This is a genomic window from Caulobacter sp. CCH9-E1, assembly GCF_001556515.1.
In the GTDB taxonomy this organism is placed as follows: domain Bacteria; phylum Pseudomonadota; class Alphaproteobacteria; order Caulobacterales; family Caulobacteraceae; genus Caulobacter.
Map to the genome: position 1 here is coordinate 1 of NZ_LSJA01000170.1, position 13847 is coordinate 13847.

General features: G+C 67.5%; 14 protein-coding genes and 1 pseudogene. 2 read left to right on the forward strand and 13 right to left on the reverse strand.

From position 1 onward, the window contains the following. Positions 1–333, forward strand: a 333-nt coding sequence (locus AX690_RS10550; RefSeq protein ID WP_066730364.1) for a chemotaxis protein CheW, incomplete at its 5' end; no start/stop codon positions are given. A 136-nt stretch (positions 334–469) separates the two neighbouring features. Here AX690_RS10550 and AX690_RS10555 read toward each other — a convergent pair. The 13 genes and pseudogenes from AX690_RS10555 to AX690_RS10615 all read right to left on the reverse strand — a co-directional run bounded on the left by AX690_RS10555 (position 470) and on the right by AX690_RS10615 (position 13036). Beyond that, entirely contained in the window at positions 470–949 is a 480-nt protein-coding gene (locus tag AX690_RS10555) for an ASCH/PUA domain-containing protein (RefSeq protein ID WP_066683580.1), read from the reverse strand. 233 nt (positions 950–1182) lie between these two features. Then, on the reverse strand, positions 1183–1830 hold the full coding sequence (gene yihA / locus AX690_RS10560; protein WP_082769608.1) for a ribosome biogenesis GTP-binding protein YihA/YsxC: 648 nt from the start codon (positions 1828–1830) through the stop codon (positions 1183–1185). Beyond that, positions 1830–3686, reverse strand: coding sequence for a membrane protein insertase YidC (yidC, locus tag AX690_RS10565; protein ID WP_066683582.1), 1857 nt, complete (start codon positions 3684–3686; stop codon positions 1830–1832). The genes yihA and yidC overlap by 1 nt, the downstream gene beginning before the upstream one ends. Positions 3687–3693: 7 nt before the next feature. Beyond that, a complete protein-coding gene (gene rnpA, locus AX690_RS10570; protein WP_156449629.1) occupies positions 3694–4149 on the reverse strand; it encodes a ribonuclease P protein component in 456 nt (151 codons plus the stop codon). 93 nt (positions 4150–4242) lie between these two features. After that, a complete protein-coding gene (rpmH, locus tag AX690_RS10575) occupies positions 4243–4377 on the reverse strand; it encodes a 50S ribosomal protein L34 (protein ID WP_004622337.1) in 135 nt (44 codons plus the stop codon). 184 nt (positions 4378–4561) lie between these two features. Next, positions 4562–5539 (reverse strand): NADPH:quinone oxidoreductase family protein, encoded by a 978-nt coding sequence (locus AX690_RS10580; protein ID WP_066683583.1) that lies wholly within the window; start codon positions 5537–5539, stop codon positions 4562–4564. Positions 5540–5714: 175 nt separating this feature from the next. Next, a pseudogene (locus AX690_RS10585) lies at positions 5715–6855 on the reverse strand (alpha/beta hydrolase); the annotation flags it as partial. 100 nt (positions 6856–6955) lie between these two features. Next, positions 6956–7591 (reverse strand): TetR/AcrR family transcriptional regulator, encoded by a 636-nt coding sequence (locus tag AX690_RS10590; RefSeq protein WP_066683586.1) that lies wholly within the window; start codon positions 7589–7591, stop codon positions 6956–6958. A 239-nt stretch (positions 7592–7830) separates the two neighbouring features. Next, complete coding sequence (locus tag AX690_RS10595; RefSeq protein WP_066683588.1) at positions 7831–8082, reverse strand: DUF2164 domain-containing protein; 252 nt, start codon at positions 8080–8082, stop codon at positions 7831–7833. A 94-nt stretch (positions 8083–8176) separates the two neighbouring features. After that, complete coding sequence (locus AX690_RS10600) at positions 8177–9577, reverse strand: NAD(P)/FAD-dependent oxidoreductase (protein ID WP_066683590.1); 1401 nt, start codon at positions 9575–9577, stop codon at positions 8177–8179. A 95-nt stretch (positions 9578–9672) separates the two neighbouring features. After that, positions 9673–9972 (reverse strand): hypothetical protein, encoded by a 300-nt coding sequence (locus tag AX690_RS10605; RefSeq protein ID WP_066683592.1) that lies wholly within the window; start codon positions 9970–9972, stop codon positions 9673–9675. 74 nt (positions 9973–10046) lie between these two features. Beyond that, complete coding sequence (locus AX690_RS10610; protein WP_066683593.1) at positions 10047–11513, reverse strand: carotenoid oxygenase family protein; 1467 nt, start codon at positions 11511–11513, stop codon at positions 10047–10049. Positions 11514–11713: 200 nt separating this feature from the next. Continuing rightward, entirely contained in the window at positions 11714–13036 is a 1323-nt protein-coding gene (locus tag AX690_RS10615) for a sorbosone dehydrogenase family protein (RefSeq protein ID WP_066683594.1), read from the reverse strand. 76 nt (positions 13037–13112) lie between these two features. On the opposite strand from AX690_RS10615, the gene AX690_RS10620 reads away from it, so the two are divergent. Further along, the gene (locus tag AX690_RS10620; RefSeq protein WP_066683595.1) at positions 13113–13772 is read left to right on the forward strand and encodes an arylesterase; all 660 of its coding nucleotides are present in this window, start codon (positions 13113–13115) and stop codon (positions 13770–13772) included. The last annotated feature ends 75 nt before the right edge of the window (positions 13773–13847 follow it).

Sequence of the window (13847 nt, forward strand, 5' to 3'; positions counted from 1 at the left end):
ATCCCCCACGCCCCGGCCTATCTGCGCGGCGTCATCAACCTTCGCGGCGCGATCATGCCGGTCATCGACCTGCGCAACCGCCTCGGCCTGGGCGTCACCATCCCCGAGACCCGCCACGTCATCGTGGTGGTCGAGTGCCAGGACCGCCTGGCCGGCATCCTGGTGGACGCGGTGTCGGAGACCTTCACCGTGCCGCGCGACAGCCTGCAGCCGGCCCCGGACGTTGGCGAGGAGCTGCGCTACCTCCAGGCGATCATCTCGATCGAGAACCGACTGATCAGCTACCTGCGCATGGACGACGTGTTCCCGGCGCAGATCAGCGAAGCGGCTTAGGATTAAGATGCTCCCCCGTGATACGGGGGAGCTGTCGCGTCCGCGACTGAGGGGGCGAACGCGGCGAGCGTCCAGCTAGCCCCCTCCGGCCCTCTGGACCACCTCCCCCGCAGGCGGGGGAGGAACTTCCCTCAAATCACCCCTTGCGAACGATCCGCGCCGCCGCGGCGTGGAAGCCGGCTTCGGCCTCGGCGGAGTCGGCCACGGCCGCGTGGCGGTCGCGGGCCACGCCCATGTTGCTCTCGGCGTAGCTCTCCGAGACCTTGCGGGCCTCCTGGGCGCGCAGGGCGGCGTTCGAGGCCTGGGTCTCGTGCCAGTCGGCCAGGGCCTCGGGCGTCAGGTCGTCGGCCGCGTCCGGATGCGGGGCGACGTCGCCGAAGCCGATGGCGACGAAGCCGTGGATGACGCCGCCATAGTCCTCTTCCGACAGCAGGAAGGTGATCTGCCGCTCCTCGAACTGGCCGGTATAGGTGTCGGTCGAGGGATCGAACTCGCGCAGCACCAGGATGTCGCCGACCTTGAACTCGCGATCATTGCGGCGGATCTCGAACCGCTTCGTGCCCGAGCGGACGGCGGCGAAGTACTTGGGCCAGGTCTTCAGTTCGTGGCGATGCATGGCGGGCGGACTTTTCTGGAAAACGGGGAGGCGGGGGTTCTGGCGACAGAACCCTAGCGCAAGGTTAACGGGGGACGGTAGGGCTGTTGAAGACTGTCAATAGAGTGTCATCCCGGCCGTAGCGTAGCGGAGAGCTGGGACCCAGGGGCGATCGTGGTGCGCTGGCTCCTGGATCCCGGATAGCCTCCGCGAGGCTTCCGGGATGACAACCGTTAGAGCGTTGGGGCTGTCGGCTACTCGTCGATGCAGACCCGGACGATCTCGGCGCGCAGGTCCGGCAGGCCCAGGCCCTTTTCGGACGAGGTGGCCAGCACGCGCGGGAAGGCCGCGGGGCGCTTGGCGATAGCCTTCAGAGTCTCGGCGACGACCTTGTCGACCTCGGCCGGCTTGATCTTGTCGGCCTTGGTCAGGACGATCTGGTAGGAGACCGCGGCCTCGTCCAGGGCGTCCAGCGCCTCGAGATCGACCTTCTTCAGGCCATGGCGGGCGTCGATCAGCACATAGACGCGCTTGAGGTTCGCGCGGCCGCGCAGATAGGCGCGGCCCAGGTCCTGGAACTTGTCGGCGATCGAGCGGGAAACCCGCGCGAAGCCGTAGCCGGGCAGGTCCACCAGGCGCAGCTGCTCGGCCAGCAGGAAGAAGTTGATCTCGCGCGTGCGGCCCGGCTCGTTCGAGGCGCGGGCCAGGTACTTCTGGTTCACCAGGCCGTTGATCAGGCTGGACTTGCCGACGTTGGAGCGGCCGGCGAAGGCCACTTCCGGCAGGTCGGCGGACGGCATCGCGTCCATGCGCACCGCGCCCATGATGAACGAGACCGGCTGGGCGAAGAACACCCGCGCCCGCTCGATCTCTTCATCCGTGAAGATCGGATCCTCGCTCATCAGGTTGCGCTAACGTGCTTGCCCTGCAGGCGCGCGATGATCCGGTCGATCGGGTTCTCGACCTTGTAGCGGCGCATCATCACGTACTGCTGGACGATGGTCAGGACGTTGCTCCAGCACCAGTAGATCACCAGGCCCACCGCGAATTGCGACAGGGTGAAGGTGAAGATGATCGGGAACAGCTGGAAGATGCGCTGCTGGATGGGGTCGCCGGCCGGCGGGTTCATCGCCGTGGTCAGCCACATGGTGAAGCCGTACAGCAGCGGCCAGACGCCGATGTGCAGCGGGCCGTCCAGGAACCCGCCAATCAGCGGGGCGGTCGCCGGGTTCCAGTGGATCAGGCCGAACAGCGTGAAGATCGTCGACGGGTCGCGGGCCGACAGGTCCTGAATCCAGCCGAAGAACGGCGCGTGGCGCATTTCGATGGTGACGGTCAGAACCTTGTACAGGGCGTAGAACACCGGGATCTGGATCAGCATCGGAAGACAGCCCATCATCGGGTTGATCTTCTCCTTCTGATACAGCGCCATCATCTCCTGCTGCTGCTTGGCCGGATCGTCCTTGTGCTTGGTCTTCAGCTTTTCGACTTCGGGGGCGATCTTCTTCATCTTCGCCATCGACTCGTAGCTCTTGTCCGCCATCGGATAGAGGATGAGCTTGAGCAGGACGGTCAGCGCCAGGATGGCCAGGCCGAAGTTGCCGACCATTTTGTAGAAGATCTCCAGCACGTTGAAGATCGGGCGGGTGAACATGGAGAACATGCCCCAGTCCACGGCCCAGTCGAAGCGCGGGATCTCGGCCTTGGCGTTGCTCCAGAATTCCCACCACGCCGGCGGCTTGGCGCCGCCGTACTGATACTTGCGCAGCAGCGGCACGGTCTTGGCGCCGGCGAACAGGCGGGTGTTCTGGGTCAGGGTCGCGCCCGGGTTCAGGGCCTGGGTCGGGCCGACGAAGTTGACATCGTAGACGTCGACGCCGCCCACGTTGGTCACGCGGTACTGGGCCTTGATGGCCTCGGTCTGGCCGGGGATCAGCGCCGCCAGCCAGTACTTGTCGGTGATCCCGGCCCAGCCGCCGACCGAGTCGAAGGTCGTGAGCGGCTTGTCCTTCTTCCACTTCTGGTACTTGGCCAGTTCCAGCTTCTGGTCCTTGCCCGAGCCCAGGACGCCGATGGCGCCTTCGTGGACGATCTGGGTCTTGCCAAGGTGGTCGGTGATGCCCTGGCGCTGGACGGTCGCGTAGGGGGCCAGCTGGAAGGCCGCGGTCCCGTTGTTCTTGACGCTGTCGGTGACGGTGAACATCGCCTGGTCGTCGACCGCGATGACGCGGGTGAAGGTCAGGCCCATGCCGTTGTCATAGGTCAGGGTGACCGGCGAATTGGGACGCAGCACCTGGCCCGGGGCGGCGGTCCAGACGGTGCGGCTGTCGGGCAGGCCCGGCAGGTTGGCGCCGGCCCAGCCGAAATCGGCGAACCAGGCGTGCTCGGCGCCCTCGGGGCGGAACAGCTCGACCGGCGGCGAGTTCTTGGCGGTCGTCTCGGCGTACTTGCGCAGGAAGAGGTCGTCGATGCGGCCGCCCTTCAGCGCGATCGAGCCCGACAGCGCTGGGGTGTCGACCACGATGCGCGGGCTCTGGGCCTTGGCGGCGTCGCGCGAGAGGCGCAGCGGGGCGGGGTTGCCATTGGCGTCCAGCGGCACGCCGGCCTGGGCGGCCGTCTGCTGCTGCGCGGCCTTCTTGGCGCGCATCTCGGCCTCGGCCTGCTTCTGCTGCGGACCCAGGATGAAGAACTGGTACCCGATCAGGATCGCGAACGCGATGGCGAGGAACGCCATCGTGTTTTTGTTGTCGTTCTGCATGGAGCGCTTAACCGGAAACTGTGTGATCGGGTTGTTGGGAAGAGGCGAGGGAAGACGGATCGCCCGACGATGACCGCGAGACCTTGCTTCTCACGCCATCATGCTCGGCGGCGAGGCTTATCAGCGCGGTTTTGACGTCGTCAAGCAAACGTCCCCATTCGCGCGAGCCCGTACCGCCGCGTGCGATGAAGACATAGTCATGCGAAGGGCGCGCATGAAGGGGCAGGACCAGCCGCGCGGCCTCCCGCAGCCGGCGCTTGGCGCGGTTGCGCTCGACGGCGCCGCCGATCTTCTTGGTGGCGGTGAAGCCGACGCGGACCACCGGGTCTTCGTCGGGACGCTTGCGCATCTGGATGAACACCGCGCCGCGCGACAGGGCCGGGGCCTTGGCCGCCAGCAGGAAGTCGGCGCGCTTGCGCAGGCGTTCGAACCTGAGCGGAGTCTCAGTCAAGACATCAGGCATGAAAAAAGCCGCCTTTCCGGCGAGAACCTGAATCCAGGTCTGTGGAAAAGGCGGCTTTGATCATGATCTCGCCTCCCGAAGGAGGAAGAGCAATTAGGCGGTCAGGCGCTTGCGGCCCTTGGCGCGGCGACGCGCGACGACCTTTTGGCCATTCTTGGTGGCCATACGCGCGCGGTAGCCGTGACGGCGGGCACGCACGAGCTTCGACGGCTGGAAGGTGCGCTTCACGACGTGGCTCCGAAATGCAAAACGTTGGACGCGAAGCCTGGGGCCTCGCGAGTGAGGGGCGGTGGATAAAAGAACGGGCGCGGGATGTCAACCTGAGTCGGTTCAGGGGGTTAGTTTCCCAACCCGCTCGCCATCCAATACCCGATTTCCCCGGCGAATGCCGGGGAGATCGGAGGAATTGGGCTTACGGCTCAATCACCGCCTTGCCCACCACCTTGCGCTGGGCCAGCAGGTCGAACGCCTCGCGCCAGCGGTCCAGCGGGAGCTCCGCATGCACATGCGGCCGAATGCGGCCCTCGTTGGCCAGCGCCCACACGGCCTCGCTGTTCTCGCGGCCCTTGTCGGGGAACTGGCGGCCGTATTCGCCCGCCCGCACGCCCATCACCGAGAAGCCCTTGATCAGCGGCATATTGACCGAGACGGTCGGAATCCGCCCCGAGGCGAAGCCGATCACCAGCAGGCGGCCGTCGAAAGCGACGCAGCGGACGCTCTCGTCGAAGACGTCGCCGCCCACGGGGTCATAGATCACGTCCGCCCCGTGACCGCCGGTGATCGCTTTCACCCGATCGCGGAAGCCGCCCGTCACATTGACCACGGCGTCGGGGTCGTACAGCGCCTGGACCCGGGCCAACTTGTCGTCCGAGGCCGAGGTCGCGATGACCCGCGCGCCCAGCGCCTTGGCCATGTCGACCGCCGCTAGGCCGACGCCGCCGGCCGCGCCGTGGACCAGCACCCACTCGCCGGGCTCCAGTCGCGCGCGGCGGACCAGGGCGACATAGGCGGTGAGATAAGCCGCGCCATAGGCGGCGCCCTCGGCGAAGGACAGGCGCTCGGGCTTGGGCTTGAGGGCGTTCGCCGACAGCACGGCGTATTCGGCGAAGCCGCCCAGCCGCGCGCCGCCGACGACGGCTTCGCCGACCGCCAGGCTCGTCACGCCCTCGCCCAGCGCCGCGACCTCGCCCGCCAGGTCCAGGCCCGGCGTGAAGGGCAGGGGCGGTTTGAACTGGTACTCGCCGCGCGTCATCAGCAGGTCCGGGAAGTTCACGCTGGCCGCGCGGACGCGGACCAGAACCTCGCCGGGGCCTGGTCTCGGCGTCGGGATCTCGCGCACCGCGCAGCCGCCGAAGTCGGGCGCTAGCGCCTCGACGACAAGGGCGCGCATGGTGGGTGGGATTGAACTCACGCTCTCTCCTTTAATCCGATCTCCCCGGCGAATGCCGGGGCCCAGATTCAGCCTGAGCGGTCTGAGATGATCCGAGATACGCCTTGTCCAAACGTCGGGCGCTCGCGGGTTCGATCTGGGCCCCGGCGTTCGCCGGGGAGATCGGGTGTTTGGCTTACGCCCCCGCCTCGAACGTCTCGCGCACCAGGCTGGCGATCTCCCGACACGCCGCGTCGGCCGCCGGGATGGCGCCGGTGAAGGCGGTGAAGGCGTGGGCCAGGCTGTCGTAGCGGCGATAGCGCACCGGCACGCCCGCGGCCTGCAGGCGCTTGGCGTAGGCCTCGCCCTGGTCGGTCAGGGGGTCGAAGCCGGCGGTGGCGATCACGGCGGGGGCCAGGCCCGAGAGGTCCTCCGTGCGGTCCGGCGACAGGCGCGGATCGGCGGGGTCGGCGTCGGGGCCCATATAGTGGCCCATGAACCATTCCATGGTCTCGCGGGTCAGCGGATAGGCGTCGCCAAAGGTGGTCATGGACGGCGTCTCGCTGGCCACGTCCACGGCCGGATAGATCAGGATCTGGGCCGAGGGCTGCGGCTCGCCCTTGCGCTTCATCTCCTGGGCGACGATGGCCGAGAAGTTGCCGCCCATGCTGTCGCCGCCAATCGCCGGCGGGGCCGCCGAAGCGCCGAACCGGGCGGTGTTGTCGCGCGCCCAGCGATAGGCGGCCAGCACGTCCTCGAGGCCCGCCGGGAACTTGTGCTCGGGCGCCAGGCGGTAGTCGACCGAGATCACCGCCGTGCGGACGATCCTGGCCAGGATCGAGCAGAAGGCGTGGCAGGTGTCGAGGTCGCCGATCACCCCGCCGCCCATGTGGGCGTAGACGATCAGCGGGGCGTGAACGTCTTGGGCTTCCGGGCGGTAGGCGCGGCAGGGGATCGGACCGTTGGGGCCTTCGACCGACAGGCTCTCGGTGCGCACGCCAGGCTCCAGCGGTCCCTGGACGGCGGCCAGGCCCCGGGCGCTGCCGGCCACGGCCTCGGCCGGCGTCAGGCTGGACATCGGCGGCAGTTTCTTGGCCGCGTGGGCGAAGAACTGGAAGCGGGGGTCGAGCGTCCGGCCGCCCTTATAGACCACGCCGCCGCCCGACATGGCCCGCAGGATCGGGCTGGGCAACGACAGGATCAGCTTCAGTATGGCTTTCTGGGCGGCGTCCGAGGCCATGTTTCCCCCTCTCTATTTCTTGTTTTTAGAATCTCAGCCCAAGGGCAAAAACGCCGTGTCATCCCGGCCGAAGCGTAGCGTAGAGCCGGGACCCAGGGGCGGCGCGTACAGCGCTCCGTCACCCCCTGGGTCCCGGATAGCCTCTTCGAGGCTTCCGGGATGACACGATGATGAGGAGGCGTAGATGTTCATGCGACCTACGCCTTTGGCAGGGCGGGTACGCCGCCCAGGATCAGCTTGACGGCGAAGTCCGCGGCCCCGGCCGTATCGACCGGCCGTCGCTCCAGCATCTTGTCGCCCAGCTCGCGGGCGATGGCGATGCAGGCCGAGGTCAGGTAGTCCAGGTCCACTGGCGGGGCGTTGTCGTGGGCCAGCACCCGGGCGAAGGCCTCGCGGACCTCGTCGAACACGGCGGCCAGCTCGGGCGTCGAGCGGGCGTGCGGCACGGGCTCGCCGGGCGTACGATTGACGTGCCAGCTCTCCTGCTCCTTCGCCAGGAAGTCGAAATAGGCCAGCATCGCCCCGCGCAGGAACGACTGGAAATCGTGAGCCTTCTCGGATTCGGCGCGCAGCAGGGGCCGGAAGCGGCGGGCGCCGTCGTCGGCCAAGGCGTCGAACACCTCCTCCTTGGACTTGTAGTAGTTGTAGAAGGTGCCCGAGGCCAAACCCGTGCGGCGGATGATGTCGCGCACCGTGGCGGCGTCATAGCCCAGCTCGCCGAACACCTCGCGCGCCGCATCGAGGATGGCCTGGCGGTTGGCGGTCTTGGTCCGCTCGCGCTTGCCCGGCCGCTGGTCGATGTGGGGCTTGGGGAAGTAGGCGATATTCGACATGGGGTCCGATTCGGAGATGGCGCGATCATGACGCACCGTCAGGATGACAGCCCCAGTCCGGGGTAGGATGCAAGCGTTTGGCTTCGACTTTAAATACTCCGACCTCCCCGGCGAATGCCGGGGCCCAGATCTGAGACGCTTGAGTGGGAGGGAAAAGCTCTGAGTTCTAAGAACCCACCCTACGCGCTTTTCCATCTGGGCCCCGGCATTCGCCGGGGAAGTCGGAATAGAGAGCGTTCTCACAACGGTTTGACCGGCTGCTCGATGTCGTAGACGGCCTCGCTGATCGCTTCGAGCTTCTCGCGGTACAGGGCCTGGGCGTCGTGGAGGCCCTGGTTGTACCAGTAGGGCCCCAGCCGCTCGGTGACGAAGTCCAGCAGGAACTCGGCGTCGAAGCCCTTCACCTCCAGATCGAGCTCCTCCTTCAGATAGTGCGAGAGGCCGGCGACCAGCTTGGCGCGGGTGTCCTTGTCGAAGGTGATCTTGGGCATGGGGGGCTCCTCTTTCGCGGAAAGGCGTAGCTTACTTGCCCCCTCCGCGCCTACGGCGCTCCTCCCCCGGAGGGGGCGGACGATCGCTAAGCGATCAGGTGGGGGCCAGCAGCGTGTCCGCCTTCACCCCCGCCCGCGCCGCCACCGGCAGCTTGCCTCCAGCGCTCCGGGCACGGGCCTCGCCCTTGGCGATCTCCTTCTTCAGGTCGGCGCAATAGACGTTGAAGTCGACCTGGATGGTGTGGCGGGCGGATTCGTAGAAGTGACCGGTGTGGCGCTGCTCGTCCTTGGCGATGATCTTCTCCATCTCGGCGCGCGGCGGCGGGGCGTACTGGCCGGCCAGATAGGCGGCCGCCAGCTTGGCCTGCTGCTCGGCGAAGTTCACCAGGGTGGGCAGCGGCTGGGCCAGGCCCATGAAGAAGAGGTTCGGGATGCCCGGCTTCATCATCCGCTTGAACAGCGGGAAGCGGTGGTCGGCGTCGGGCAAGAGGTCCGGATCGTCGAAGAACGGGAAGCTGATCTTGTAGCCGGTGGCGAAGACGATGGCGTCAACGTCCTCGACGCTGTCGTCGGCGAAGCGCACGCGCTTGCCCTCCAGCGCCTTGATCGCCGGCTTGAACTTGATGTCGCCGCAGCCCGCGCGGGTCAGGAACTCGCCCGAGACCGACGGGTGGGCCTCCAGCGGCTCGTGGTCGGGCTTGGGCAGGCCGTAGTCTTCCATCCGGCCGATGGTTTTCTTCAGCACCGAGCGCGATAGGGCCAGGCCCAGCTTGCGCGGCATCCAGGCGGGCATGGCCGATTTGTCGGCCGGCTTGCCGTTCAGGTACTTCGGAAACACCCACACCCCGCGCCGGGCCGAGACCCAGAGGTTCTTGGCGATCGGGCGCTGCGAGAGCTCGCTGGCGATGTCCATCGCCGAATTGCCCATGCCGACCACCACGACGTTCTTGCCGCGCATGTCGATGGGATCGAACGGGTCGCAATAGGCATGAGCGTGGAAGGCCGGGCCGTCGAACTCGCCCGGATACTCCGGCACGCGCGGGTCCCAGTGATGGCCGTTGCAGACGAACAGCACGTCATAGAGCCGCGTCTCGCCCGTCGACAGCGTCACCGCCCACAGGCCGTCCTGGGTGCGACGGGCCTTCTCGACCCGGGTGTTGAAGGTGATGGTCGGACGCAGGCCGAAGTGCTCGACATAGTCCTTGAAGTACTGGAACAGCTGCGCGTGGTGCGGGAAGTCCGGCCAGTTCTTCGGCACGGGAAAGTCCTCGAACGCCAGCCGCCACTTCGAGGTATCGATGTGCAGGCTGTCGTAGCAGGCCGACATGCCGTTGGGGTTCTTATAGTACCAGGTGCCCCCGATATCGTCCGACATCTCGAAGCAGTCGTATGGGATCCCGTAGTCCTTCAACCGCTTGATCGTCGTGAAGCCGCTGCAGCCCGCGCCGATCACGCAGGCCTTCGGCAGTCGCGCCTCCGGGGTCCTGGTCGCCATTCCACCCTCTCGACTTATCGTTGTTCAGGTGAGTGTACCGGCGTTATCCGACCCGGCAAGCGGACCTTGCGGAAAGAGCGTCGTCTCCGACGCGCTTACCGCCCGAACGGCGTCGTGGCGTAGGCCGAAGCGCACTGGCGATTGCACAGCACCCAGTCGCTGCCGCAGCCGGTGTAGCCCACGTCGCGCGCCTCGCAGAAATAGCGGACGCGCGCGCACATGTTCTTGCAGCCATGCAGGTCGCCGGCCGGCTGGCGCGGCACGAGCGCCCACGGCTGGGCGAGGATGGTCTTGGGCGGATCGCGGGACGGCAGCACCGACGTCGGCGCCTTGGACTGGGCCACCGACGGACCGGCGGCCGTCAGGATCAGCAGGGCGAGGAGGGCGCGGCGCATGGCGTGTCATGGTTACCGCGCCGGCGGTGAAAGGGCGGTTAAGCGCGTGAGACGGAGGGGGCGCTTCCAAAGCCTTACCCCCGCAGCATCTCCCGCCCCGCCCAGACGCTGTGGGTGCCGCTGCTCAGCTTGTGGGGCAGGGCCACGCGGCAGACGATCTCGAACCGCTTGGCGTCGACGATCACGCACTCGGACGTTCCCCGGTTCTCATCGATGATGAAGCTGACCAGATAGCCGTCGTCCTCGTCCTTGGCGCCGACCTTGGGCGCGAACGGCGCCTCGCTGGCGTAGCGGCCGTCGGGCAGGGTGATCGACCAGCTCTCGCCGGTTTCGAGGTCATGCTTGACGAAGCCGTTGAACAGGAACCAGCCCGGCTTGGCGGTGGTCGAATAGGCGTAGCGGTATGGCTTGCCGGCGTATTTCTGATTGAACATCCCGAACTCGAGCACCCGGTCGTCCAGGTGCTTCTCGCTCGTCTGGCCGGTCTTCAGGTTGAAGCGCCAGCGGTGGAGCTTGGGCAGGAAGCTGTGCTCGTCGAGATAGGCCATCAAGTGGCCGTGGCCGTCGGGGGCGCCTTCCAGCGGACGGGGGATCGGCTTTTCCTGGAAGTAGCCGTCCAGGACCACCTCGTCGCCGTCCTCGTACGCGTTCAGCCAATGCAGCACATAGGTCGGTTCGGCCTCGAACCAGCGCGGCTCGCCGCCGTGGCGGGGGACCAGGGCGAAGCGGCTGGGCAGGCCCTTGTGCAGGCGCACGGCGTGGATGTCGCGGGCCATCAGCTCCTGGTCCCAGAACACCGGCAAGTCATTGAGGATCGCCCAGTGCTCGGAGAAGCCCATGTCGTGCGGCAGGCGCGGGCCAGGCAGCGGCACGCCCTGATAGACGCTGCGCTTCCCGTCCGGACCGACCACGCCGTAGTGCATGTACGGCCAGGACTTCGAGTAGTTGAAGAACAAGAGCTCGCCGGTGTTCTCGTCGACCTTGGGATGGGCCGAGACGCCGTCCAGCGGCGCCCAGGACGCCACGCCCAGCGTCTCCAGCGTCAGCGGATCCAGCCGATAGGCCTCGCCGCACTGGTAGAAGGTGGCGATCGCCTCGCCGTTGTGGACGACGATGTCGGTGCTGGCGCTGTCCTTCAGGGACCCGTGGGCCCCGAAGCCCGGGCGCTTGGACGTGCCCGGACCGTCCATCAGCCCGCCCCACAGGCTTTCGTTGACCTCCTGCTCGGCCTCGAAGCAGCGGGTGCGGACGAAACGGTTGCGATAGGTCGCCTGGCCGTTCTTGAACTCGATCTGGTGGATCATCCCGTCGCCGTCGAACGGGTGATAGCGGCCCAGCGGATCGTGCAGCGGGTTCTCGGTGTTGCGCAGATAGACGCCGTCCAGATCGGTGGGGATCGCGCCCTCCAGCACCTCCAGGTCCCAGGCGTTGACCTCCTCGTGCTGCGGCGTCCACGGCCCGGTCATGTACGGGTGGTTGGTCGGCGACAGCGACGTCCGCACCGGCGGCAGGCGTTCCACCTTGGTATTGGCAAGTTTCATCGGCGGCTCCTCCCGTGTTGTGGGAGGAGCCTACGGCTAGTTAGTCTCGTTGTGCAAGTTTCCGTGGAGACGCCTCCCTCTCCCTTGGGAGAGGGGTAGGGGAGAGGGGTGTTGAGTTTCCGCTTCGTGTTGCTGTCTCCGCGTCCCTCACCCTCCCATCGCTTCGCGACGGGCCCCGCCCTCTCCCGGCGGGAGAGGGTTTATTTCGCGCTCACGCGCCAGACCGCGTTCCCCACATCGTCCGCCACCAGCAGGGCGCCGGACGTATCCACCGTCACCCCCACCGGCCGGCCCTGGGCCTTGCCATCCTTGTCGAGGAACTCGGTCAGGAAGTCCTCGACCGGGCCCGCCGGCTTGCCGCCCGCGAACGGCACGAAGATCACCTTGTAGCCGGCCTGGGGCTTGCGGTTCCACGAGCCGTGCTGGCCGATGAAGACGCCGTCCTTGTAGCGGGCCGGGAAGCTTGTCCCCTCATAGAAGGTCAGGCCCAGCGAGGCGGTGTGGGCGCCCAGGGCGTAGTCGGGGACGATGGCGCGCTCGACGAGGTCGGGGCGGCGATCGCTGTCGCGGACCCGCTTGTCCACGTGGCGGCCGAAATAGCTGTAGGGCCAGCCATAGAAGCCGTTCTCGCGCACCGAGGTCATGTAGTCGGGCACCAGGTCGTTGCCGAGTTCGTCGCGCTCGTTGACCGCGGTCCACAGCTGGCCATTGGCCGGGTTCCAGTCCAGGCCGACAGGATTGCGCAGGCCCGAGGCGAAGACCCGCTTGGCGCCGGTGGCGAGATCGACCTCGAGGATCGCGGCGCGGTCCACCTCGTTCTGCATGCCGTTCTCGCCGACATTGCTGTTGGAGCCGACCGTCGCGTAGAGCTTGGAGCCGTCCTTGCTGGCGATGATATTCTTGGTCCAGTGGTGGTTGATCGGCCCGCCCGGCAGGTCGGTCACCTTGCGCGGCGCGGCGGTGATCTGGGTCTCGCCGGCCTTGTACGGGAAGGCGACGATAGCGTCGGCGTTGGCGACGTAGAGCGTGTCGCCGACCAGGGCCATGCCGAACGGCGAATAGAGATTGGTCAGGAATGGCGTCTTCAGCTCGGCCACGCCGTCGCGGTTGGCGTCGCGCAGCAGGGTGATCCGGTTGGCGCTGGGCGTGACCGAGCCGGCCTTCTTCATCAGCATCTTCTCGAAGAAGCCGCGCAGCCCGTGCGAGGGCTCGGCCTTGGGCGGGGCGGCGCTCTCGGCGACCAGCACGTCGCCATTGGGCAGGACCAGCAGCCAGCGAGGATGGTCCAGGCCCGTGGCGAACGGCTGCACGCGGAAGCCCGCCGGCGCCGTGGGCGTGACGCCCGAGGGCCAGCCGACGACGTCCGAAACCTTAACGGTCGGGATCAGGCTCTTGCGCGGCTCGGGCAGGGCCGGATTGGGGCCATAGCCCACCGGCCCCGTCTGGGACTCGCTTTGGCCACAGGCCGATAGGGCCGCCACGGCGACGCCGACGATCAAGATTTCGCGAACCCTGCGACGCATGGCCGCCTCTCCCCTTCATCCTGCGTTCAAAGCCAAACGCGTTTCATGCTGGCAGGCAACACATACGGTTCGATCCATGGAGAAGTTCCACGCCGCTCCCAACTCCCGTCGCGCTGTCCTGGGCAGCCTGCTGGCCCTCGCCGCGCCGGGCGCCGTCCATGCCGCCGCGCGTCGCAAGGCGCCGCTTCCGCCGCCACTGGTTACGGTGCTTGGCGACTCCATCACCGCGGGGCTTGGCCTGACGCAGGACCGCGCCCTGCCCGCTTGGCTGCAGCGGACGCTGGACGCCATGAAGATCCAGGCGCGCGTCTTCGGCTTCGGCGCCATCGGCGACACGACCAGGGCGGGGCTGTCGCGTGTCGAGCGCATTCCGCCCGAGACCGCCGTCTGTGTCGTCGCCCTGGGCGGCAACGACCTGCTGCAGGGCGCCGACCCCTCCTGGACCCGCGAGAACCTCCGCGCCATCGTCACGCGGCTGAAGGCCCGGGGCGTCCGCGTGGTGCTGGCCGGCATGCGCGCCCCGACCCTGCTGGGGATCGACTACGCCCGCCGTTTCACGGAGGTCTATCCGGCGCTGGCCCGCGAGGAGGGGGTGTTCTACGCGCCCGACTTCTTCACCGGCGTGATCGGCGTCGCGCGCTACATGCAGAGCGACGGCATCCACCCCAACGCCGAAGGCGCGAGGATCATCGCCGAGCGCCTGGCGCCGGTCGTGGCGAAGGCGCTGAAGGGGTAAAAAGATGCTCCCCCGCGTTGCGGGGGAGCTGTCGCGGAGCGACTGAGGGGGCAAGCGCCGCTTAAGCCGAGCTCG

Coding starts and splice junctions, on each gene's coding strand:
- AX690_RS10555 (WP_066683580.1), bottom strand. CDS start 949: ATGCATCGCCACGAACTGAAGACCTGGCCCAAGTACTTCGCCGCCGTC.
- yihA (WP_082769608.1), bottom strand. CDS start 1,830: ATGAGCGAGGATCCGATCTTCACGGATGAAGAGATCGAGCGGGCGCGG.
- yidC (WP_066683582.1), bottom strand. CDS start 3,686: ATGCAGAACGACAACAAAAACACGATGGCGTTCCTCGCCATCGCGTTC.
- rnpA (WP_156449629.1), bottom strand. CDS start 4,149: ATGCCTGATGTCTTGACTGAGACTCCGCTCAGGTTCGAACGCCTGCGC.
- AX690_RS10580 (WP_066683583.1), bottom strand. CDS start 5,539: ATGCGCGCCCTTGTCGTCGAGGCGCTAGCGCCCGACTTCGGCGGCTGC.
- AX690_RS10590 (WP_066683586.1), bottom strand. CDS start 7,591: ATGTCGAATATCGCCTACTTCCCCAAGCCCCACATCGACCAGCGGCCG.
- AX690_RS10595 (WP_066683588.1), bottom strand. CDS start 8,082: ATGCCCAAGATCACCTTCGACAAGGACACCCGCGCCAAGCTGGTCGCC.
- AX690_RS10600 (WP_066683590.1), bottom strand. CDS start 9,577: ATGGCGACCAGGACCCCGGAGGCGCGACTGCCGAAGGCCTGCGTGATC.
- AX690_RS10605 (WP_066683592.1), bottom strand. CDS start 9,972: ATGCGCCGCGCCCTCCTCGCCCTGCTGATCCTGACGGCCGCCGGTCCG.
- AX690_RS10610 (WP_066683593.1), bottom strand. CDS start 11,513: ATGAAACTTGCCAATACCAAGGTGGAACGCCTGCCGCCGGTGCGGACG.
- AX690_RS10615 (WP_066683594.1), bottom strand. CDS start 13,036: ATGCGTCGCAGGGTTCGCGAAATCTTGATCGTCGGCGTCGCCGTGGCG.
- AX690_RS10620 (WP_066683595.1), top strand. CDS start 13,113: ATGGAGAAGTTCCACGCCGCTCCCAACTCCCGTCGCGCTGTCCTGGGC.